The 22,036-nt window shown below is 28.6% G+C and carries 23 protein-coding genes; 21 read left to right on the forward strand and 2 right to left on the reverse strand.

Annotation, left to right across the window (positions count from 1 at the left end):
- Positions 1 to 42 precede the first annotated feature (42 nt).
- Entirely contained in the window at positions 43 to 1,248 is a 1,206-nt protein-coding gene (locus NSA50_RS10635; RefSeq protein ID WP_195263636.1) for a nucleotidyltransferase, read from the reverse strand.
- A 224-nt stretch (positions 1,249 to 1,472) separates the two neighbouring features.
- On the opposite strand from NSA50_RS10635, the gene pta reads away from it, so the two are divergent.
- From pta to NSA50_RS10730, 19 genes are all read left to right on the forward strand, one after another.
- Complete coding sequence (pta, locus tag NSA50_RS10640) at positions 1,473 to 2,474, forward strand: phosphate acetyltransferase (RefSeq protein ID WP_195263635.1); 1,002 nt, start codon at positions 1,473 to 1,475, stop codon at positions 2,472 to 2,474.
- Between the two features lie 26 nt (positions 2,475 to 2,500).
- On the forward strand, positions 2,501 to 3,697 hold the full coding sequence (locus NSA50_RS10645; protein ID WP_195263634.1) for an acetate kinase: 1,197 nt from the start codon (positions 2,501 to 2,503) through the stop codon (positions 3,695 to 3,697).
- Positions 3,698 to 3,896: 199 nt separating this feature from the next.
- Positions 3,897 to 4,406, forward strand: coding sequence for a YceD family protein (locus tag NSA50_RS10650; RefSeq protein WP_195263633.1), 510 nt, complete (start codon positions 3,897 to 3,899; stop codon positions 4,404 to 4,406).
- 2 nt (positions 4,407 to 4,408) lie between these two features.
- Entirely contained in the window at positions 4,409 to 4,594 is a 186-nt protein-coding gene (rpmF, locus tag NSA50_RS10655; protein ID WP_008678357.1) for a 50S ribosomal protein L32, read from the forward strand.
- Between the two features lie 57 nt (positions 4,595 to 4,651).
- Positions 4,652 to 5,653 (forward strand): phosphate acyltransferase PlsX, encoded by a 1,002-nt coding sequence (gene plsX / locus NSA50_RS10660; RefSeq protein ID WP_195263632.1) that lies wholly within the window; start codon positions 4,652 to 4,654, stop codon positions 5,651 to 5,653.
- Positions 5,654 to 5,729: 76 nt separating this feature from the next.
- Positions 5,730 to 5,960 (forward strand): acyl carrier protein, encoded by a 231-nt coding sequence (gene acpP / locus NSA50_RS10665; RefSeq protein WP_008678360.1) that lies wholly within the window; start codon positions 5,730 to 5,732, stop codon positions 5,958 to 5,960.
- Between the two features lie 131 nt (positions 5,961 to 6,091).
- Positions 6,092 to 6,790 (forward strand): ribonuclease III, encoded by a 699-nt coding sequence (rnc, locus tag NSA50_RS10670; RefSeq protein WP_195263631.1) that lies wholly within the window; start codon positions 6,092 to 6,094, stop codon positions 6,788 to 6,790.
- A complete protein-coding gene (locus tag NSA50_RS10675) occupies positions 6,783 to 7,817 on the forward strand; it encodes an elongator complex protein 3 (protein ID WP_257444988.1) in 1,035 nt (344 codons plus the stop codon). The genes rnc and NSA50_RS10675 overlap by 8 nt, the downstream gene beginning before the upstream one ends.
- Before the next feature lie 189 nt (positions 7,818 to 8,006).
- The gene (gene smc, locus NSA50_RS10680) at positions 8,007 to 11,570 is read left to right on the forward strand and encodes a chromosome segregation protein SMC (RefSeq protein ID WP_257444990.1); all 3,564 of its coding nucleotides are present in this window, start codon (positions 8,007 to 8,009) and stop codon (positions 11,568 to 11,570) included.
- Between the two features lie 16 nt (positions 11,571 to 11,586).
- A complete protein-coding gene (gene ftsY, locus NSA50_RS10685; protein ID WP_195263700.1) occupies positions 11,587 to 12,504 on the forward strand; it encodes a signal recognition particle-docking protein FtsY in 918 nt (305 codons plus the stop codon).
- 124 nt (positions 12,505 to 12,628) lie between these two features.
- Positions 12,629 to 12,958 carry a putative DNA-binding protein gene (locus NSA50_RS10690; RefSeq protein ID WP_195263628.1) on the forward strand — a complete coding sequence of 110 codons (330 nt, stop codon included), beginning with the start codon at positions 12,629 to 12,631 and terminating at the stop codon, positions 12,956 to 12,958.
- Positions 12,959 to 12,977: 19 nt separating this feature from the next.
- The gene (gene ffh / locus NSA50_RS10695) at positions 12,978 to 14,330 is read left to right on the forward strand and encodes a signal recognition particle protein (protein WP_257444992.1); all 1,353 of its coding nucleotides are present in this window, start codon (positions 12,978 to 12,980) and stop codon (positions 14,328 to 14,330) included.
- Between the two features lie 33 nt (positions 14,331 to 14,363).
- Entirely contained in the window at positions 14,364 to 14,609 is a 246-nt protein-coding gene (gene rpsP / locus NSA50_RS10700) for a 30S ribosomal protein S16 (RefSeq protein WP_008678375.1), read from the forward strand.
- Positions 14,610 to 14,653: 44 nt separating this feature from the next.
- Positions 14,654 to 14,893 (forward strand): KH domain-containing protein, encoded by a 240-nt coding sequence (locus NSA50_RS10705; protein WP_008678378.1) that lies wholly within the window; start codon positions 14,654 to 14,656, stop codon positions 14,891 to 14,893.
- Between the two features lie 210 nt (positions 14,894 to 15,103).
- Complete coding sequence (gene rimM, locus NSA50_RS10710; protein WP_008678380.1) at positions 15,104 to 15,601, forward strand: ribosome maturation factor RimM; 498 nt, start codon at positions 15,104 to 15,106, stop codon at positions 15,599 to 15,601.
- Complete coding sequence (trmD, locus tag NSA50_RS10715) at positions 15,591 to 16,304, forward strand: tRNA (guanosine(37)-N1)-methyltransferase TrmD (protein WP_195263626.1); 714 nt, start codon at positions 15,591 to 15,593, stop codon at positions 16,302 to 16,304. Before rimM ends, trmD begins: the two co-directional genes overlap by 11 nt.
- 113 nt (positions 16,305 to 16,417) lie before the next feature.
- On the forward strand, positions 16,418 to 16,768 hold the full coding sequence (gene rplS, locus NSA50_RS10720; protein WP_195263625.1) for a 50S ribosomal protein L19: 351 nt from the start codon (positions 16,418 to 16,420) through the stop codon (positions 16,766 to 16,768).
- A gap of 283 nt (positions 16,769 to 17,051) precedes the next feature.
- Entirely contained in the window at positions 17,052 to 17,921 is an 870-nt protein-coding gene (gene ylqF / locus NSA50_RS10725; protein WP_257444997.1) for a ribosome biogenesis GTPase YlqF, read from the forward strand.
- Between the two features lie 4 nt (positions 17,922 to 17,925).
- A complete protein-coding gene (locus NSA50_RS10730) occupies positions 17,926 to 18,738 on the forward strand; it encodes a ribonuclease HII (protein WP_195263623.1) in 813 nt (270 codons plus the stop codon).
- 191 nt (positions 18,739 to 18,929) lie between these two features.
- Here the strand turns inward: NSA50_RS10730 and NSA50_RS10735 are convergent, their stop codons facing one another.
- Positions 18,930 to 19,301 carry a YraN family protein gene (locus NSA50_RS10735; protein ID WP_195263622.1) on the reverse strand — a complete coding sequence of 124 codons (372 nt, stop codon included), beginning with the start codon at positions 19,299 to 19,301 and terminating at the stop codon, positions 18,930 to 18,932.
- A 146-nt stretch (positions 19,302 to 19,447) separates the two neighbouring features.
- On the opposite strand from NSA50_RS10735, the gene NSA50_RS10740 reads away from it, so the two are divergent.
- A complete protein-coding gene (locus NSA50_RS10740; protein ID WP_195263621.1) occupies positions 19,448 to 20,971 on the forward strand; it encodes a YifB family Mg chelatase-like AAA ATPase in 1,524 nt (507 codons plus the stop codon).
- A gap of 15 nt (positions 20,972 to 20,986) precedes the next feature.
- The gene (gene dprA / locus NSA50_RS10745) at positions 20,987 to 22,024 is read left to right on the forward strand and encodes a DNA-processing protein DprA (protein WP_195263620.1); all 1,038 of its coding nucleotides are present in this window, start codon (positions 20,987 to 20,989) and stop codon (positions 22,022 to 22,024) included.
- Positions 22,025 to 22,036 lie beyond the last annotated feature (12 nt).

The following is a 22,036-nucleotide window of genomic DNA, read 5'->3' on the forward strand; positions in this document are numbered from 1 at the left end:
TAACCTCCTATATAGTATTTATATGCCTATGACTTTTTAATATTAATCTTTTATTATAGGTGATTTAAAATAATCACTTAATGGATTTAATTTGTTATTTAAGATTGAGTATGCCTTAGTTGCTTGAATATCTAAATTCAATAAAGGGTTATTTATATTTTTAGGCACTTTTGTTATAATTGGTATTTTTGATTTTTTTTTCATTTCTTTTAATATAGATCTTCCAGTGTTATTGAAACCAAGAACTCTAGCATACAGATTTGTTGGTTTAATTAGTTCCTCATGTGAATACTTATCTAAAGATAAATATATCTGAGCCATTAATCTAGAAATTTTTGTATATGTATATCTCTTACTTTTTACTTTGAATATTAAATCTTCATATGAATTACTGTTGCAAATTTCCTTTAAAAATTTGTTATCTAAGCCTTCTTTTATTTCGAAAAGATTGTTAAAATCTATACAATTAGTTAGTAGTTTATACTTAATGTATGGATACATTTCTCTTTCAAATACAAAAGGGTAATTAATTTCTTTTAATGAATAAAGAATATCTAAAGATACACTAGGTAAATATTTATTTAGTTCTTCTAAAGATAAATCTTTTTTTAAGTTTTCTCTGATACTTGTTGCTGAAGCAAAAGTACTAGTTAATGATTTATCGTTATATCTTGCCCCTTCTCGTTTTAAAGTCATTGGGACAATAGAACTATTTAAATTTATTAGAGATTTTATGTATTCAATTCCTAAAATATTATTTGAGCTGGATAAGACTTCTTCAAGAGAGTCATCTTTTAATATCTCTTTTAAAGATAGTTCTCTTGCTTTAGCAAAGGTCATTCCAGTTTTTAAATTTTCTTTAATTTTAGATTGTAAATCATAGGATTCAATTGTTAATGTTTTAGCGATTTTTTCTAAGTAACTTATATTGCCGCATTCACTTCCAAAAAAAATGTTATTGATTACACCGATTGAGTCAAGAATATATATAGAACCTTTTGCGAAAAATTCTGCAGAAGATAAAGCATAAAAAGTAGGTAATTCAATAACTAAGTCAACACCATTTAAAATTGCCATTTCAGTTCTTTTCCATTTATCAATTAATGCGGGTTCACCTCTTTGAACAAAATTTCCGCTCATTATACAAACTATGCCATCGCAATTCGTTTCTTTTTTTGCAGAATTTAAGTGGTAAAGATGACCGTTGTGAAAAGGATTATATTCTGTTATTATTCCTGTTATATTCATAAATACACTCCTTATTGGGAAATATAAAATTATTATAGCATAATAAAAATTTATTAAAAGATTAATATGAAAGATGAGGACTATAAATACGAGGAGAATATTCTGAATATTTATAATATAAAGAATTAAATCTTTCGGCTATTTTTATGTTGAAAATTATAGTTACTTAGGAGTATATTAGTATATGAAGATGAGTCCGTGTCTTTTTGAAAGGAGTAAATATTATGGAACTTATGAATAAATTATGGGATGCAGCTAAAGCTGATAAAAGAAGAATAGTTCTTCCAGAAGGTGATGAGGAGAGAACTTTAGTAGCAGCTCAAAGAATCCAAGAGCTTGGTTTAGCTTATCCAGTTTTAGTTGGAGATAATACTAGAATTAATGAAAAGGCTAAAGAATTAGGAGTAAACTTAGAAGGAATAGAAGTAGTTGATCCAAATAATTCAGAAAGATTAGAAACTTATATTAATGAGTTTTATGAATTAAGAAAAAGTAAAGGTATGACCTTAGAAAAGGCAGAAAAAATAGTAAAAGATCCGTTATATTTTGGGACTATGATGGTTAAGTTAGATGATGCTGATGGAATGGTATCAGGTGCTGTACATACGACAGGAGACTTACTTAGACCAGGATTACAAATAATAAAGACTGCCCCAGGAGTGTCAGTTGTTTCAAGTTTCTTTATAATGATGGTACCTGGATCTAAATATGGAGAAGAAGGTATGCTTCTATTCTCAGATTGTGCAGTTAACCCAAATCCAAATTACGAACAATTAGCTGCAATAGCAATAGCTACAGCGGACACAGCTAGAAATCTTTGCAAGGTAGAACCAAGAGTGGCAATGCTTTCATTCTCAACAATGGGAAGTGCAGATCATGAAATGGTTGATAAAGTAAGAAAAGCTACAGAACTTGCAAAGGAATTAAGACCAGACCTTTTAATAGATGGAGAATTACAATTAGATGCAGCTATAGTTGATAAAGTAGCAGCACAAAAGGCTCCAAATAGTAATGTTGCAGGTAAAGCTAATGTATTAATATTCCCAGATTTACAAAGTGGTAATATAGGATATAAATTAGTTCAAAGATTTGCTAATGCAGAGGCTATAGGTCCTATGTGTCAAGGTTTTGCAAAGCCAATAAATGATTTATCAAGAGGATGTAGCTCTGATGATATAGTTAATGTTGTTGCATTAACTGCTGTTCAAGCGCAAGCTCAAAAATAATTATCCATTAGGAAGGAGTAAAACAAATGAAAGTATTAGTAATTAATTGTGGTAGTTCATCACTAAAATATCAATTAATCGATATGGCTACTGAAGAATCATTAGCTCAAGGATTAGTAGAAAGAATAGGAATTGAAGGATCAGTTTTAACTCAAAAGGTTGAAGGAAGAGATAAGTATATAGTTAAGCAACCTATGAATGATCATAAGATAGCTATAAAGTTAGTTTTAGATGCATTGATAGATGCAGAAAATGGAGTTATTTCATCAATGGATGAAATAACAGCTGTTGGACATAGAGTTGTTCATGGTGGAGAAAAATATAAAAATTCTGTAGTTATAAATGAAGAAGTTAAGGACTATATTAAAGATTGCTTTAAATTAGCTCCTCTTCACAATCCAGCTAACATGATAGGTATTGAAGCTTGTGAGGATTTAATGCCAAATACACCAATGGTAGCTGTATTTGATACTGCTTTCCATGGTACAATGCCAGAAGAAGCATATTTATATGCTCTTCCATATGATTTATATAATAAACATGGAATAAGAAAATATGGATTCCATGGTACTTCTCATAAATATGTTTCTCAAAAAGTAGCAGAAGTTATGGGAAAAGATATAAAAGATTTAAAAATAGTTACATGCCATTTAGGAAATGGTGCAAGTTTATGCGCTGTTAAGAATGGTGTATCTATAGATACATCAATGGGATTCACTCCACTTGAAGGGGTAGCTATGGGAACAAGAAGTGGGAATATAGATCCAGCTATAGTTACTTTCTTAATGAAAGAAGAAGGTTTATCAATTGATGAAGTTAACGATTTATTAAATAAGAAATCAGGTGTTCTTGGAATATCAGGAATTAGCTCAGATTTTAGAGATATTGAAGATGCTGCATTTAAAGAAGGAATTCATAGAGCTAAATTAGCACTTGCTATATTTGAATATAAAGTAAGAGCTACAATTGGATCATATGCTGCTATAATGGGTGGCGTTGATGCTATAGTATTTACTGCTGGAGTTGGAGAAAATGGACCAGAAACTAGAGAGTCAATTCTAAAAGGATTAGAATTCTTAGGAGTAGAAGTAGATACTGAAAGAAATAATGTTAGAGGTAAAGTAAGAGAAATATCTAAAGATGGTTGTAAGGTAAAAGCTTTTGTTATACCAACTAATGAAGAATTAGTTATAGCAAGAGATACTGTTGAACTAATAAAGTAGTTGATTTTTAGAGTGCATAATTATTAGTTGGGTTATTTAGAATAAATTGCTTGACTTTTAATCATGCACTTTATATAATAAATTGTGTTTATTCGGCAAATATTTATCTAAGGAGTGAAATGAAGCTTTGCTCAAGCTATACACATAAGGTGTATAATGTATCCTGAAGGATATGAGGACATTGTCTAGAGCAGTACATATGATTATACAATTTTCAGACTTAATTTCATCAAAGAAAAGAAAAAAAGAAATCAATGTAACATATGAATTAGCTCCACTTTATTTTGATGGAGAAAAAATAGAAGCTGTAGAAGCTGTAAATTTAGTTGGAAATGTTATCTCTGTTGAAGATGTTTTAACTTTAAAAGCTTCAATAAAAACAAAATTGAAATTAAATTGTTCAAGATGCCTAGAGGCCTTTATCTATCCAATAGATATTGATATAGAAGAAAGGTTTACAAATAATAAGGAACTTCAAGATAATGAAGAAATTATTTTTGTAGATAGCGATACTTTAGATATTGCTAAAATAGTTGAAAATGTTATTATTTCAACCTTACCTATTAAGAGACTTTGCACAGATGACTGTAAGGGACTTTGCTACCAATGCGGTAAAAATCTTAATGAAGGTTCTTGTCAATGTGAGACAAATGATGTAGACTTAAGACTGGCAAAGTTACAAGAGTTGTTTGGAAATAAGGAGGTGTAGTAATGGGAAATCCAGCTAGAAAAACATATAGAGCAAAGAGAAATTCAAGAAGAGCTCAAACTTTTAAGGCGAGCTTACCTGGAATAGTTGAGTGTCCACAATGTCACGAAATGAAGTTAGCTCACAGAGTTTGCAAGAACTGTGGATTCTATAAAGGTAAAGAAGTAGTTGCTTCAGTAGAAGAATAAAGAAAGTCTAATGACTTTCTTTTCTTTATATATAAAGAAAAGGGGCGAAGTGGTATTATGAAAATAGCTATAGATGGTATGGGTGGAGATAATGCACCTAAAGCCGTAGTAGAAGGCGTTATTCAAGCTTTGAAGGAATATGAAGGAATAGAATATTATATAACAGGTCCTAAAGAGCAAATAGAAGAAGAGCTAAAGAAATACCAATATGATGAAGGACTAATTAGTATAGTCGATGCAAGAGAGGTTATTTCTCCAAATGAGCATCCTGTAATGGCTTTAAAGAAGAAAAAGGATTCAAGTATATGCAAAGCATTGAGACTTGTTAAAGAAAAAGAATGTGATGCTATTATATCAGCAGGTAGTACAGGTGCATTTTTAGCAGGTTGTACACTTATAGTTGGAAGGATAAAAGGTGTAGAGAGACCAGCACTTGCTCCAATTATGCCTGGTAAAAATGGTAGTTTCATGATAGTAGATGCTGGAGCAAATGTAGATTGTAAGCCTAATTACTTAGTTCAATTTGCTAAGATGGGGAAAGTATATTATCAAGGTGTACTAGGGAATGATAATCCTTCAGTAGGGCTTGTTAATATAGGTGCAGAAGAAGAAAAAGGGAACGAATTAACTAAAACTGTTCATAAGCTGTTAAAAGAAGAAGATAGTTTGAATTTTATTGGTAATGTAGAACCAAGAGATACATCAAAAGGTGATGTAAATGTTTTAGTTTGTGATGGCTTTGTAGGAAATACATTGTTAAAAATGTATGAAGGGGTAGCATCAACATTATTAAACATGATAAAAGAAGAAATTTTATCAGGTGGTATAATGAGTAAAATAGGTGCTGGTCTTTTAAGTTCTGTATTTAAGTCATTAAAAGTGAAATTTGATTATAAAGAATATGGTGGAGCACCATTTTTAGGCGTAGAAGGTATTTGTATTAAAGCTCATGGAAGTTCAGATGGAAAAGCTTTTAAAAATGCTATAAGGCAAACAAAAACTTTTTATGACAATGGTGTATTAGAAAAAATAAAAGAAGAACTTCAAAATAATATATAATTTATTCCAATATGCATATTGACTAGATAAATAATATATAATATTATCTAAATGATGTATGTAGGAGGTGAATTAGATGTTTGAGAAAGTTAAAGAAATAATAGCTGAAAAATTAAGCATTAACGAAGATGATATAACAATGGATTCTTCATTCGTTGACGATTTAAATGCAGATTCATTAGATTTAGTTGAACTTATGATGGCTTTAGAAGACGAGCTAGATACTGAAATCCCAGATGAAGAAGCAGAAAATTTTAAAACTGTCGGAGATGTAGTTAAGTATTTAAAGAATCATGTTGAAGAATAATATAATCCCGCTTTAATGCGGGATTTTATATTTAAAATATACAGGAGAATTTGGTTTATTCTTGAATTTGCTCTATTAAAAAGAGTTTCTTAAAAAGCAAATTGAAGAATAAACTTCAAGGAGTGTACGAAATGGCGAAGTTTAATATAAAAGAAGTTGAGGATAGTATAGGATTAACGTTTAATGAGCCAAAGCTTTTAAAAACAGCATTAACACATAGTTCTTACGCAAATCAACACAAAGATCAAGAGTATAATGAAAGATTTGAATTTTTAGGAGATTCTATATTACAGTTATGTATAACTGAGTATCTTTTCTTAAATTATAAAAATAAGAGTGAAGGTGAATTAACAAAAATAAGAAGCCTTATAGTTTGTGAAAACTCACTTTATGAAATTGGTAAAAAATTAAATTTAGGATATTTTATTAGAATAAGTAGGGGTGAAGAGCTAACAGGAGGAAGAGAAAGGGTTTCTATAATAGCTGATGCTGTAGAGGCTTTACTTGCAGGAATTTACTTAGATAAAGGGCTTGAATTTGTTAAGGATTATATTTTAGGCCACTTTAAAGAAATAATAAATAAAGCAATAAATAATGATATTGTTTTAGATTATAAAACTAAGCTTCAAGAGGAAATGCAAAAGTCAGGTGAAGTCTCTATAATATATGAATTACTTAAGTATGAAGGACCTCCACACAGGAGAAAGTTCTATACCTCAGTTTTAATTGAAGATAAAGAGCTTGGAAAAGGTGAAGGTTATAGCAAAAAAGAATCAGAGCAAAATGCAGCTAAAGAAGCCTTAAGAAACTTGGAGGAATTAAATGAGTAAAAGACATTATATAATACCAATATTTATATCTCATCAAGGGTGTCCGCATCAGTGTGTATTTTGTAATCAAGATAGAATAGCAAAAGTTGTTCATGAAGAAGTTACAGATAAAGATGTAAGAGAAACTGTAGATGAATATCTTAAGACTATAGATCATAAAAATGCAACTGTCGAAATATCATTTTTTGGAGGAACTTTTACTGCAATAAATGTAAATAAACAAAAAGAATTACTAGCAGTTGCAAAAGAATATAAAGAAAAAGGTTATATAGATAAAATTAGAATGTCTACAAGACCTGATGCAATAAATAATTACATATTAGATTATTTAAAAGATTATAAGGTAGATGTAATTGAACTTGGAGTACAATCTTTAGATGATGAAGTGTTAAGATTATCAGGAAGAGGGCATAGTGCAGAAGATGTAGAAAAAGCTTCTAAACTAATAAAAGAATATGGTATTACATTAGGACATCAAATAATGCCAGGACTTCCAGGGGATACTTTTGAAAAAGATATAGAAACTGTAAAGAAGTCTATAAAAATGAAGCCGGATATATGTAGGATATATCCTTCATTAGTAATTAAAGACACACCTATGGCTGCCATGTATGAAAGAGGTCAATATAAACCGTATTCCTTAGAAGAAGCTGTTGACATATCTAAAGATCTATATAGGCTATATAAAGATGCAAATGTTAATATAATTAGAATAGGTCTTCAGCCAACTGAAAGTATAACATGGGGAAAAGATATAATAGATGGACCGTTCCATCCATCATTTAGAGAATTGGTAGAGGGAAGTTTAATTTGTGATAAAATTGGATCTGTCATAAATGAAAATGAAGATATAATTATTGAAATAAATTCAAAAGATTTAAGTAAGCTTTATGCAAATAAGAAAGTATATTTTAATAACTTAAGAAATAATCATAAAGGAAAAATACTAATAGCTACCAAAGATAAAGTAGACAGAGGAAATGTTAATATTATCGTGCTAAAAAGAATAGAAAAGGTTAGTATATAAGGTAGGCAAGATTTTGCCTACCTTATTATTGATATTTTAGCATCTTTACTATAAACTTAAATAAGAATAGGAGTGGTAATTATGAAGAAGCAAACAAGACAAAAAATGATATATGTAATTACTATAATTTTAGCAATCATGTTTTCAATGAGTTTAGTAGTATCATTGATATAGGTAAGGAGTGTATCTATGTTTTTAAAATCCCTAGAAATAAGAGGTTTTAAATCTTTTGCAGATAAAACCCAGTTAAAGTTTAGAAAAGGAGTAACAGCAGTAGTAGGTCCAAATGGAAGTGGAAAAAGTAATATATCTGATTCTGTAAGATGGGTTCTTGGTGAACAAAGTGTAAAAACACTTAGAGGTGGAAAAATGGAGGATGTCATATTTGCGGGGACTCAGTTTAGAAAACCGGTTGGACTAGCTCAAGTTTCACTTACGCTAGATAACTCAGATAATTCATTGGATACAGATTATTCAGAAGTAACTGTTACAAGAAGGATATTTAGATCTGGTGAAACAGAGTATTTAATAAACAATCAAAAATGTAGGCTAAAAGACATTAATAATTTGTTTATGGATACAGGGATAGGTAAAGAGGGGTATTCGCTTATTGGACAAGGTAAAATAGAAGCTATATTAAGTGGTAAAGCAGAAGATAGAAGAGCTCTATTAGAAGAAGCTGCAGGTATAGTTAAATTTAAGTCAAGAAAAGAAGAAGCAGAAAGAAAGCTATCTAATACTGAAAATAATTTAGTTAGAATACGAGACATAATATCTACTTATGAAGAGCGAATAGAGCCATTAAAAATAGAGAGAGAAAAGGCTTTAAAGTATAAAACTTTAGCAGAAGAGCTTAAAGTTAAAGAAGTTTCTGTTTTAGTTAATAATATAAGTAGAATTGACGAAGAAATTAATGGAATAAGTGAAGATATAACTGGTAGAAAAAGTGATATTGAAACTAAAAGAAATAAGTTACATAAAGACAAAGAAGAGCTTCTATTGCTAGAAAGTAAGATAGAAGAGTTAGAAAACAAAAATAATGCAGAAAAAAGTGAATATTATACTAAAAAGGAAGAATTAAATCAAAGTCTAAAGAATATAGAAATATTCAAAGAGAGAATAAAAAATTTAGATGAAGTAATAAAGAGAGACTCATCAGAAATAGAAGATTTAGAAAAGAGTTTGAAAATTTCTATAGATGAAAAAAAACTTTTAGGCAAGGAACTAGAAGAAAAGATAAAAGAGCAAATACAAAGAGAAGATGATATTAAGAGGTTAGAAAAAGAAGTACAAGATTTAAATAGGGAAATTCAGGAGTTAGAGAAAAAGATTCAACATTTCAAAGATGAAGAATTTGAACTTTTAAGGAAGACATCAGAAATAAATAATAATATAGCTTTATTAAATAAAGAAATCTTAAATAAAGAGGAACTAGGAGCAAATGGAGAAAATACTTTAAAGACTATTGAAGGAAATATAAGTATTAACTTAGCTACAATTTTAGGCCTTAAGAAAAATATTGATGAAACAAGAAAAGTAAGAGAAGAAATAAAAAATAATATAATTGAAAATAAGAAAAAGCTTTCTAATTTTAGTAGTTCAGCAACAAAGAAGGAAAGCCTTATAAGAGAAATATCTAAAAATATTAATACTTTAGAAGGTAAATTAACAACTTTAAAGGATTTAGAAAAAAGCTATGAAGGTTATCAATTATCCGTAAAGAGATTGATGGAAAGAATAGAAAAAGGTCAGGTTTCTTATGGAAAAGGTACTAAGGTTTTAGGTGAGATATTTACTGTGAATAAGGAGTATGAAACTGCTATAGAAATAGCTTTAGGTGGAGCTATTTCAAATATAATTACAAAAGATGAAAATGTAGCAAAGCTATTAATAGATTATCTTAAGAAAAATTCTTTAGGAAGAGCGACTTTTTTACCATTAAATATTATTAAGGGTAATAGATTAATAATTTCTGACAATATAAAAAATGTTCCTGGATTTTTAGGATTAGCATCTGATTTAATTGAGTTTGACAGTACATTTAAGGAAATAATGGATTATTCTTTAGGTAAAACAATAATAGCAAGAGATATGGATTGTGCCTTAAAAATATCTAAACTTGGAAATTATAAATTAAAAATAGTTACTTTAGATGGTGAAGTTATTAGTCCAGGAGGAGCTCTTACTGGAGGGAGTATATATAAGAAAAATAATTCAAGTATTTTAGGAAGAAGAAGAGAACTTCAGGAATTAGAAGAAAATATATCAAAGAGTAAAGAAAGATATTCTTTAGAGCAGGAGTCTTTAAATAAAATAAAAGAAGAAATAAAAGTAATAGATGAAGAAAATCTAAATAAAAGCGATGAAGTCCATGAAAAGACAATTGACATAACAAGATTTGAAAGTGAAATTAAAGCATTAGAAAATGAAGGTTATAAGCTTAAAAACTCTCTTGAAGTTTCAAAAAAAGAATTATCTTTAAATAAGGAAACTTTAAATAGATTAAGAGAAGAAATAAAGATAAAAAAAGAACTATTAGAGAAATTAAAAGAAAATAATTCGAGCAATAAAAATGAGTCACAAAATTTACAAACATTATTGATTGAAAAGAAGGAAAACTTTGATAAAATAAAAGATGAAGTTATGCAAATAAAAATAAATAAAGCAACATTAGACGAAGTAGTTTATGGAAAAGAATCAGAAATAAAAAGAAAAGAAAAAGATGAAAAAGAAAAAGAAGAAAAGATATTAAAGCTTAAAGTTGAAAATACTGAAAAGGAAAAAAATATAAACTACTTAAAAAATCAAATAGATGAAAAAGTAAATTTAATAGATGAAATCAATAAGAGGTTAAATGAACTTGAAGATATTTTTAAGTCTGATGAAGTAAGAAGAATAACTTTAAAGGATAGGTTAAAAATAAAAGATGGAGAAACTAATGAATTAATAGAAACATTAAGAAATCTAGAAGGAGAGCTAAATAAAAGGGAAATAGCATATGCCAAAATAGAAAGTGAAAGGGAAAATCATTATAAAAGGTTAAATGAAGAATTAAATTTAACCTTAGCAGAAGCTGTTGAAATTGCATTAGAGATAGAAAATATTTCAAATGTTAAGGATGAGATATTTAAGTTAAAAGCTAAAATTACTGCACTTGGAACAGTAAATTTAGCAGCAATTGCAGAATATGAAGAAGTTTGCGAAAAATATGAGTTTATGTCTGCTCAAGAAGAGGATTTAAACAAAGCAAAAGATGAGTTGATGACTGTTATTAATGAAATGACTTCAAAGATGCAAGAGTTATTTAGAGAAAATTTCAAGATACTAAATAAAAACTTTAATGAAACATTCAAGGATTTATTTAAAGGTGGAAATGCAGAACTTATTTTAGGTGAAGGTGATGAACTAACAGCTAATATAGAAATAAATGTTCAACCACCAGGTAAAAAGCTTCAAAATATAAATTTAATGTCAGGTGGAGAAAAAGTCCTTTCTGCTATAGCACTTTTATTTGCAATTTTAAAGATGAAGCCAACACCATTTTGTATATTAGATGAAATTGAAGCAGCATTAGATGATGCAAATGTATATAGATATGCAGAGTTTTTAAAGGAATTCTCTGAGAATATACAATTTATAGTTATTACACATAGAAAAGGTACCATGGAAGCAAGTGATGTTATGTATGGAGTGACTATGGAAGAAAAAGGAGTTTCAAAAGTAGTTTCTGTTGACTTAAGCAAAGATAATTAGGAGGTAAACTATGGCCATATTTGGAAAAATATTTGACAATTTAAAATCAGGACTTTCAAAAACAAAGGATGCACTTACAGATAAAATAAATGAAACACTAAAACTAGCTATTACTATAGACGAAGATTTATATGAAGAATTAGAAGAAATTTTGGTTATGTCTGATATAGGAATGGATACAACAGTAGAAATTATAGATAGATTAAAAGCAAAAATAAGAAAAGAAAAAATTAATGATCCAAGTGAAGTTTATCCAGCTTTAAAAGCTGTAATCAAAGATATATTACTTGAAGGAACAGAAGGAAAAGAAGAAGATATAGCTTCTAAAAAGAAAGTATTACTTGTAATAGGTGTAAATGGAGTAGGTAAGACTACTTCTATAGGGAAGCTTGCAGCAAAGAGTAAAGAAGAAGGTAAAAAAGTATTACTTGCAGCAGCAGATACATTTAGAGCAGCTGCTATAGACCAACTAGAAGTATGGAGTGAAAGAGCAGGGGTAGACTTAGTAAAGCATATGGAAGGTTCTGATCCAGCAGCAGTAGTTTTTGATGCTGTAAATGCAGCTAAGTCAAGAAATATTGATTTATTAATATGTGATACAGCAGGAAGGCTTCATAATAAGAAAAATCTTATGGATGAATTATCTAAAATAGGCAGAATAATAGATAGAGAATTTAATGATGCATCAAAAGAAACACTTTTAGTATTAGATGCAACTACAGGTCAAAATGCCGTAATTCAAGCAAAACAATTTATGGAGGCTTGCCCTATTGATGGTATTATATTAACTAAGCTAGATGGAACAGCTAAAGGTGGAGTTGTAATTTCAATTAAAAACACGTTAAATATACCAGTTAGATATATAGGTGTAGGAGAAGGAATAGATGACCTTCAAGAATTCGATGCAGAAGGATTTGCAGAAGCACTGTTTTAACAATTGATAATTATCAATTGTACATTTAAAAATTTTGAACAAAATTTTTATTGGGTGTTAAGTAAAAATACTTGACAGTATAGAATTGTTTTGTTAAAATCTCTTTTGTGGGTAAGGTGATGAAATGGAAGATAGGGTTGAGATTTCATTATTAATGGATTTATATGGTCCATTATTAACAGAGAAACAGTATAAAATTATGGAGCTTTACTATAATGAGGATTTATCCTTAGCTGAAATTGCTGAATTGAATAACACGAGTCGTCAGGCTATCCATGATTTAATAAAGAGATGCTATAAACAATTTCTATCCTATGAAAGTAAACTTAATTTACTTAAAAAAAGTTTTAATCAAGAAAAAGTAATTATAAGTCTTCTTGAGGATTTAAAAAATAAATACTCAATATCTGAAGATGATTATAATAAATATAAAAGTATTTTAGAAGATTTATAAGATCATAGGAGGGATTAACGTGGCTTTTGAAGGTTTATCCGATAAGTTACAGGAAGCTTTTAAGAAGCTTAAGGGCAAAGGAAAGCTAACTGAAAAAGATATAAAAGAAGCCATGAGAGAAGTAAAACTTGCGTTACTTGAAGCTGATGTTAACTTTAAAGTAGTTAAGAAGTTTATTTCAAGCGTTAGTGAAAAGTGTGTTGGAAATGAAGTTTTAGAAAGCTTAACTCCAGCTCAACAAGTTATAAAAATTGTTAACGAAGAACTTACTAATCTTATGGGAGGTAGTGAAAGTAAATTAGACTTTAACTCTGTAGGTCCAACAGTTATAATGATGGTTGGTCTTCAAGGGGCAGGTAAAACTACAATGAGTGGTAAGCTTGCACTACAACTTAGAAAGCAAAATAAAAAACCTCTTTTAGTAGCTTGTGATATATATAGACCAGCAGCTATTAAACAATTAGAGGTAGTTGGAAAGCAAATAGATATTCCGGTTTTTCAAATGGGTGATAAAGTAAATCCTGTTGATATTGCAAAAGCAGGTATAGCTCATGCAAGGGAAAATGGAAATAATGTAATAATAATAGATACAGCAGGTAGACTGCACATAGATGAAAATCTTATGGAAGAATTGAAATCTATCAAAGAAGTGGTAAATCCACAAGAAGTATTACTTGTAGTAGATTCAATGACAGGTCAAGATGCCGTAAATGTTGCTGAAAGCTTTAATAATTCATTGGATGTTTCTGGTGTTATATTAACTAAGCTTGATGGTGACACAAGAGGTGGAGCAGCTTTATCAATTAGAAGTGTTACAGAAAAACCAATTAAGTTTATTGGTGTGGGTGAAAAAATGAGTGATTTTGAAGTTTTCTATCCAGATAGAATGGCTTCAAGAATATTAGGAATGGGAGATGTCCTTTCATTAATAGAAAAAGCTCAGCAAGCCTTTGACGATAAAGAAGCACAAGAATTAAGCTCAAAAATGCTAGAAAATGATTTTACTTATGAAGATTATTTAACAGCAATGGAACAAATGAAAAAACTAGGATCTTTAAGCAAGATAATGGAAATGGTGCCTGGGATTCCAAAGGAAGTGAAAGATATAGATTTCGATGCTAGTGAAAAACAGTTAGGCAGAGTAAAAGCTATAATTCATTCAATGACACCAAAGGAAAGAAGAAATCCAAAGCTTATAGCTGGATCATCTTCAAGAAAGAAAAGAATTGCTAAAGGTTCAGGTACATCATTACAAGAAGTAAATAAACTCATTAAGGGCTTTGATATGATGAGAAAGCAAATGAAACAAATGAAGTCATTTCAAAAGAAATCTAAAAAAGGATTCTTTGGTAAATTACCTTTTATGAGTTAATATAAATTATACTTTTAAAGGAGGTGAAACAACATGGCAGTAAAAATCAGATTAAGAAGAATGGGTGCAAAGAAAGCTCCTTTCTATAGAATAGTAGTTGCTGATTCAAGAGCACCAAGAGATGGTAGATTCATAGAAGAAATAGGATACTACAATCCTTTAACTGAACCAGCTGAAGTTAAAATCAATGAAGAAAAAGCTACTAAATGGGTTCAAAATGGAGCTCAACCTACAGATGTAGTTAAGAGACTTTTTGCTCAAGCAGGATTAAATAAGTAATTTTTAGGAGGTGAACTCTGTAATTATCATAATTACAGGTGTTTATGAAGGAATTAATTGAAATTATAGCTAAATCCCTTGTGGATAATCCAAATGAAGTTCATGTAAATGAAATCGAAGGAGAGCAATCAATTATTCTGGAACTAAAGGTTGCTCCTGCAGACATGGGAAAAGTAATTGGTAAACAGGGAAGAATAGCAAAAGCTATTAGAACTGTTGTAAAAGCAGCAGCAATGAAAGAAGACAAAAAAGTAGTAGTTGAAATTATTGATGTAAAGAGTTAGGATAATCCTAACTCTTTTTAAACATACAATTACTATAAGAAAATATATAATTAATTGTAATATTTCTAATGTATCTATCAAATATTATAGAAATATTAGAAATATTAAATATGCTAAATTAAAATTAGTGTTTTAACTTTAGTATATATGGACAATACTAAGCTAAATAGATAAATTGAAATAAATAATTTAATAAAAAGAGGTGCTAAAATGAGGGATATTTTAAGAGTTGGGAAAATAGTAAATACTCATGGATTAAAAGGAGAAGTAAAAGTTATAGCTTTAACTGATGACCCTAAAAGATATAATGATTTAGATTTTGTATTAATTGATGGAGTAGAAAGAAAAATTCAAGGTTGTAAATTTCAAAAAGATAGAGTAATAGTGAAAATAGAAGGAATTGATTCTATAGAAGAAGCAGAAAAATATAAAAATAAATATATGGAAATTCCAAGAGAATATGCAGTTCCATTAGAAGAGGATACATATTATATTGCAGATATAATAGGATGCAATGTTTATGATACAGAAGGTAAATCTTTAGGGGAAGTTTATGATGTAATACAAACAAAAAATAATGATGTGTATTGGATAAGAAAACCAAAGGAGTTATTAATACCTGTTCTTTTGGATATAGTGACAGATATAGATGTAGAAAATAGAAAAATTACAATAAAACCAGTAGGAGAATGGCAAGATGAAGATTAATATTCTTACATTATTTCCTGAAATGTTTGATATATTTAATCACAGTATTATAGGAAAAGCTAAAGAAAAAAAACTTGTAGAAATAGATGCAATAAATATAAGAGATTTTACAGTGAATAAGCACAAAAAAGTAGATGATTATCCTTATGGTGGAGGAGTTGGAATGGTAATGACTCCTCAGCCATTAGTAGATTCTATAAGGCATTGCAAAAAATCTAATAATGGAAAAGTAATTTTTCTAGGACCACGAGGAAAAACTTTTAATCAAGATATGGCTAAAGACTTAGCAAAGGAAGATGAGCTTATATTTATGTGTGGACATTATGAAGGTATTGATGAAAGAGTTTATAAGCATATAGATTTAGAAATATCATTAGGAGATTTTATATTGACTGGTGGTGAAATGGCAGCAATTCCTATAATTGATTCTATATTAAGATTAAAAAATGGAGTTTTGGGAAAAGAAGAAAGTTATATTGATGAATCATTTTCAGATGGATTATTAGAATATCCACAGTATACAAGACCAGAGGAATTTGAAGGAGATAAGGTTCCAGATATATTGCTTTCAGGACATCATGAGAATATAAGAAAATGGAGAAGAGCTCAATCATTAATAATAACTAAAAGAAAAAGAGAAGACTTATATAATAAAATGACTCTTACTAAAGAGGATAAAAAAATACTAGAAAAGTATAAATAAATTGTTGAAATATAACATTACTTATGTTAAAATAACCTTTGTGTTAGTACGGGCGGTCCTCTGTCAAGTATTTGTTAAGAACGTCTAATATAAATTTAAGGAGGGACTACACAATGAACGAAATAATAAGAGCTATTGAAGCAGAACAAATGAGAAGTGATCTTCCAAATTTCCACGTAGGAGATACTGTTAAAGTATACGTTAAAATTAAAGAAGGTACAAGAGAAAGAGTACAAATGTTTGAAGGAACAGTTATTAAGAAGCAAAACGGTGGATTAAGAGAAACTTTCACTGTAAGAAGAGTTGCTTACGGAACTGGAGTAGAAAGAACTTTCCCAATGAACTCTCCAATCATTGATAAAATGGAAGTTGTAAGAAAAGGTAAAGTTAGAAGAGCTAAGTTATTCTACTTAAGAGACAGAGTAGGTAAGGCTGCTAAAGTTAAAGAATTAAACGTTAGATAATTATCTAATGATTAAGTAAGGGACTTTTATAAGTCCCTTTTTCTTTATTTTTAGGAAAGTACAATGATATTATTGTGTAAATAAGTTTATATAATATTTATCTTCATTTTTAAAGTGACCATATGTAAATTTGCGTTAAACTGAAATAAGGCAACGGAATGATATGTGAATTACATATGATTGCTTTTTTACTTATAAAGAAATTAAATTTTAATTATTGATATATAAGAAAATATAAATGGATATAATACAAAATATTAAGTAGATAGGGAGGAATTTTAATATGCCTACAATTAACTGGTTTCCTGGACATATGAAAAAAACTCAAAGAGAAATAAAAGAAAACTTAAAATTGGTAGATGCAATTATTGAAATAAGAGATGCTAGAATACCAAGAAGCTCAGCAAATCCTGATATAGATAAACTTTGTGAAGGAAAGCCAAGAGTTATACTTTTAAATAAAAGTGATTTATCAGAAGCAAGAGTAACAAAAATGTGGATGAATCATTTATCTTCAGAAAATGTAAAAGTTATAGAAGTAAATTGTTTAACAGGAAAAGGATTAAATCAAATTAAACCAACCTTAGATTTATTATTAAAGGAAAAGCATGATAGATTAAAGGCTAAGGGTTTAGTAAAAATACAAATGAGAGTTATGGTAGTAGGAATACCTAACGTGGGTAAGTCTACATTTATAAATAAGATGGCTAAAAATAATATAGCAAAGACAGGGGATAGACCTGGAGTAACAAAGAGTAAACAATGGATTAAAACTAAGATGGATATAGAAATGCTTGATACACCTGGAGTTTTATGGGCTAAGTTTGAAGATGAAAAAACCGCCCTTAATTTAGCTTTTACTGGAGCAATTAAGGATGAAATAATGGATATAGAGGAACTATCATTTAATTTAGTAAAAAGACTTCAAAGCTTTTATGGTGATAAATTAAAAGAAAGATATAAAATTGAAGAAATAAATGAAGATCCACTAGAAACACTAAATAGCATAGCGAGAAAAAGAGGATGCTTAGTTAAAGGCGGAGAAATAGATTATAATAGAATAGCTGTAATTCTTTTAGACGAGTTTAGAGGTGGTAAAATAGGCAATATTTCATTAGAGCGCCCAAATGATATAGAAGAGTTAGAGGGGTAATTTAATGGATTTATTAAAAAAGGATATAAAAACTTTAAGTTATAAAGATATAAAGTCTCATGTAGATAATATAAATATAATTGAAGAAAGAAATAATGCAGAACTTGTATATTTGATTGATAAGCTATCTTTAGATGAAAGAAAAAATGTTAAAGCATTAGCTGAAAAGTTACTTAAAGAAAAGAAAAAGATAGAAAAAGAAGTTCAAAGAGTAAAATTAATGTATAATTTCGATAAAGGATTTGGAAAGTATACATATGTAGCTGGAGTTGATGAAGTAGGAAGAGGTCCGCTTGCAGGACCAATTGTATCATGTGCAGTTATATTAGATTTAAATGTCATGGAAGATGAACTTATACTTTGGTTAAATGACTCTAAGAAATTATCAGAAAAGAAAAGAGAAGCTTTATCGGAAATAATAAAAGAAAAAGCGTTAGCATATTTTATCTCAGAAAGCTCAAATGATGAAATCGATGAAAAGGGTATAGCTTATTGTAATAATAATATATTCCTAGAAGCTTGTACATCAATGAAAATTAAGCCAGATCTTGTTTTATCAGATGGATATTTAGTTAAGGGAATTAATATTCCAAATAAATCAGTAATAAAAGGTGATGCAAAGTCAGCATCAATAGCTGCTGCATCTATTTTAGCAAAGGTTTATAGAGATAATTTAATGAAAGATTATGCAAAAGAGTATCCACATTATGCTTTTGAGGAAAATGCAGGTTATGGTACTAGTAAACATATTGAAGGTTTAAAGAAATTTGGAGCATGTAAAATACATAGAAAATCATTTTTAAAGAATATACTTTAAGTCAAATATATAATATAGAAGTACAGTCTTATGAATTTACTTTATTTAATTTTAGTAAGGTTTATTGCCTTAAAAAAGTTAATTTATTTTTTTGAAAGGGGGTCGCATTTCGCGACTCCCTTTATGATTCCATATTATTTTTTAGGGGTAACGAAATGTGAGATCCTTTTAAACCGTTTATACTTATTTTATTAATAACCTCTAAAGGCATCTTCTATATGATTTAGTAAATAAGATTCATTATTTGAATTGAAATAAATTTCCACAACATCAAACCTACAATTATAATTAAATAACTTTCTTGTAAGTATATAAAATTTACATAAATTAATTATTTGTTTTTGTTTTGAAGAAGTAACAGATTCACATGGTAATCCATAGTTGTAGTTATACCTGCTTTTTACTTCTACAAATATTATTAAACCATCATGTCTACATATCAAATCAATTTCTCCATATTTATTTCTAAAATTTTTTTTCAATATGTAATAGCCTTTAGATTTTAAATAAGATGAAGCTAAATCTTCACCATAAGATCCAATACATTTATTAAATTTACTCATAAAATACCACCATTAATTAAATAAAATTAATAATTATAGAAAATTATCATCACCTTATAATATTGACAAAAATAATATATTAAATCATAAAAAATGATGTTTAATAATTAAATTAGAATGTCAATAATGTTTAAGAGGTGATAATTATGTCAATAGAAATAATAAGTGCTACACATAATGGACTTGATGGAATACTTATAAATGTTGAAGTGGATATTAATAAAGGAATGCCAAGTTTTAGTATAGTGGGTCTTCCTGATGCTTCAATAAAAGAATCAAAGGAACGAGTAAGGTCTGCTATAGTTAATAGCGGGTTTGAGTTTCCACTAGGAAGAATTACTATAAATTTAGCGCCAGCAGATATTAAAAAGATAGGTTCATTACTTGATTTACCTATAGCTCTTGGCATACTTATGAAATCAAATCAAATAATTAACAAAAATTTAAAAGAATTTATAGTTTTTGGTGAACTTTCTTTAGGTGGAGATCTAAAAGAGATAAAGGGAATACTTCCGATAATATTTGAAGGGGAAAATAATAAGAAAAATAATTTCATTTTTCCTTTTAATAATCTAAATGAATTAAGATCCTTTAATGTAGGTAATTTTTATCCTTTTAGAAATTTAAAAGAAGTTGTTTCATTTATTAATAATGAAGATTTATTGCCATTTAGTTTTGAAGAAAAGGTTAAAAAAGCTAATAAATTATATTTAGATTTTTCAGATATAATAGGACAAAAAACATCTAAAAGAGCAATGGAAATAGCAGCTGCAGGTAAACATAATATATTGCTTTATGGGTCACCAGGTTCAGGCAAGACAATGCTTGCAAAGGCATTGCCATCTATATTACCACCTCTTACTTATAAGGAAGAAATGGAAATTGCAAAGATATATAGTGCATCTGGTATATTTTCAGGTGAAGATGGAGTGATTAGACCTTTTAGAAATCCACATCATACAATAACTAAAATAGCATTGGTTGGTGGTGGAAAAGAAGTAAAGGCTGGGGAAATAACTTTAGCACATAATGGAGTACTTTTTTTAGATGAAATATTGGAATTTAAAAGAGAAGTGTTAGAAGTTTTAAGAGAACCATTAGAAGAAAAAGTTATTAATATCAATAGGGTTAATGGAACATATAAATTACCTTCTAATTTCTTGCTTGTTGGAGCTTTTAATCCTTGTCCTTGTGGACTTTACTTAGGAGGAGTAGATGAAAATAGATGTATATGCTCAGAAAATGAAAGAAGAAAATATTTAAATAGATTATCAAGAGCCCTTCTAGATAGAATTGATTTGTTAAACTACGTACCGAGATTAAAGTATGAGGATATATCGAAAAAAAATGATAATTTAAGTTCCGAAAAGATGAAAATAAAGGTATTAGAAGCGAGAGAAATACAAAAAATCAGATATAAAAATAGTGAATATAGCTATAATTCAGAGGTGAGAGGAAGAGATTTTGAGTATTTATTTAAAATTTCAGAAGGTGCAAAAAGTTTATTAAAGATGTGTTATGAAAGATACAATTTAACAATGAGAGGATATGATAAAATAATAAAGATTTCTAGAACAATTGCAGATTTAGAAGCTTCAGATAAAATATATGAACATCACGTTTTTGAAGCATTAGGGTATAGAAAAAATGTAGATGGAGAAATAATTTAATTAAAGGTGGTTATTATGAAAAATGACGAATTATGGTTTATTTTAACTAATATATCTAACGAGAAGAAGTTATTACTATTAAAAAGATATGAAAATGAAAGTAATATTAGGAAGCAAAAAAATGAAATAAGAGAATTACAAAAGATAAAAGATAAAAATATTTCTGAAGAGAAAATCAGTGATTTTAATAATTACATAAATAGTAGTGGAATAGGATATATTACAATTAACTCAAAAGAGTATCCAGAAATTTTAAAGCATATTGAAGAACCACCTTACGTACTATTTTATAAAGGAAACTTAGATTTATTAAGGGGAAAATTAGCAGCTGTAATAGGAGCTAGAAAATGCACACAATACGGAATAGAAGTAGCTAAAATTATAGGAAGAGAATTAAGTGAAAATAATATAACTGTTGTAAGTGGATTAGCAGCTGGAATAGATTCAGTAGCACAAAAAATTGCTTTAGAATATAGAGGTAAAACTATAGGGATATTAGGATGTGGTATAGATGTAGTATATCCTAAATGCAATAAATTATTATATGAGAAAGTTATAAGAGAAGGGTTATTAATTTCAGAATTTTTACCTAAAACTCCACCTATGGCATATAATTTTCCAAGAAGAAACAGAATAATAAGTGGAATAAGTGACAAAGTAATAATAGTGGAAGCAACCAAAAAAAGTGGTACTCTTATCACTGTAGATTATGCTTTAAACATAGGTAAAGACATAATGGCAGTTCCTGGACCGGTGATAAATGGGAATAGTGAAGGATGTAATAAATTAATAAGAGATGGAGCAAAACCATTTACTGAAATAGAAGATTTATATGATTTTTTTAATATAAAAAAAGATATTAAAGAAAAAAATGAAAATAATGGATATAAACAGTGTCTTTTAAAGGTTATAGATAATGAACCAAAACATTTAGATGATATAATAGAATCTGTAAATGTTGACAGAAAGGTATTATTTGAGTTATTATTTGAAATGCAAAATAGAAATGAAATTATTTGTCTTCCAGGCAATTATTATGCAAAATCATTATAAATTTAAGGGGGT

This window comes from Clostridium mucosae (assembly GCF_024622765.1).
Taxonomy (GTDB): domain Bacteria; phylum Bacillota; class Clostridia; order Clostridiales; family Clostridiaceae; genus Clostridium.

Coding starts and splice junctions, on each gene's coding strand:
- ylqF (WP_257444997.1), top strand. CDS start 17,052: ATGCCTACAATTAACTGGTTTCCTGGACATATGAAAAAAACTCAAAGA.
- NSA50_RS10690 (WP_195263628.1), top strand. CDS start 12,629: ATGGAAGATAGGGTTGAGATTTCATTATTAATGGATTTATATGGTCCA.
- NSA50_RS10735 (WP_195263622.1), bottom strand. CDS start 19,301: ATGAGTAAATTTAATAAATGTATTGGATCTTATGGTGAAGATTTAGCT.
- NSA50_RS10650 (WP_195263633.1), top strand. CDS start 3,897: ATGATTATACAATTTTCAGACTTAATTTCATCAAAGAAAAGAAAAAAA.
- NSA50_RS10705 (WP_008678378.1), top strand. CDS start 14,654: ATGAAGGAATTAATTGAAATTATAGCTAAATCCCTTGTGGATAATCCA.
- trmD (WP_195263626.1), top strand. CDS start 15,591: ATGAAGATTAATATTCTTACATTATTTCCTGAAATGTTTGATATATTT.
- pta (WP_195263635.1), top strand. CDS start 1,473: ATGGAACTTATGAATAAATTATGGGATGCAGCTAAAGCTGATAAAAGA.
- NSA50_RS10635 (WP_195263636.1), bottom strand. CDS start 1,248: ATGAATATAACAGGAATAATAACAGAATATAATCCTTTTCACAACGGT.
- NSA50_RS10645 (WP_195263634.1), top strand. CDS start 2,501: ATGAAAGTATTAGTAATTAATTGTGGTAGTTCATCACTAAAATATCAA.
- rimM (WP_008678380.1), top strand. CDS start 15,104: ATGAGGGATATTTTAAGAGTTGGGAAAATAGTAAATACTCATGGATTA.
- dprA (WP_195263620.1), top strand. CDS start 20,987: ATGAAAAATGACGAATTATGGTTTATTTTAACTAATATATCTAACGAG.
- rpmF (WP_008678357.1), top strand. CDS start 4,409: ATGGGAAATCCAGCTAGAAAAACATATAGAGCAAAGAGAAATTCAAGA.
- rpsP (WP_008678375.1), top strand. CDS start 14,364: ATGGCAGTAAAAATCAGATTAAGAAGAATGGGTGCAAAGAAAGCTCCT.
- NSA50_RS10675 (WP_257444988.1), top strand. CDS start 6,783: ATGAGTAAAAGACATTATATAATACCAATATTTATATCTCATCAAGGG.
- acpP (WP_008678360.1), top strand. CDS start 5,730: ATGTTTGAGAAAGTTAAAGAAATAATAGCTGAAAAATTAAGCATTAAC.
- NSA50_RS10740 (WP_195263621.1), top strand. CDS start 19,448: ATGTCAATAGAAATAATAAGTGCTACACATAATGGACTTGATGGAATA.
- rplS (WP_195263625.1), top strand. CDS start 16,418: ATGAACGAAATAATAAGAGCTATTGAAGCAGAACAAATGAGAAGTGAT.
- smc (WP_257444990.1), top strand. CDS start 8,007: ATGTTTTTAAAATCCCTAGAAATAAGAGGTTTTAAATCTTTTGCAGAT.
- NSA50_RS10730 (WP_195263623.1), top strand. CDS start 17,926: ATGGATTTATTAAAAAAGGATATAAAAACTTTAAGTTATAAAGATATA.
- rnc (WP_195263631.1), top strand. CDS start 6,092: ATGGCGAAGTTTAATATAAAAGAAGTTGAGGATAGTATAGGATTAACG.
- plsX (WP_195263632.1), top strand. CDS start 4,652: ATGAAAATAGCTATAGATGGTATGGGTGGAGATAATGCACCTAAAGCC.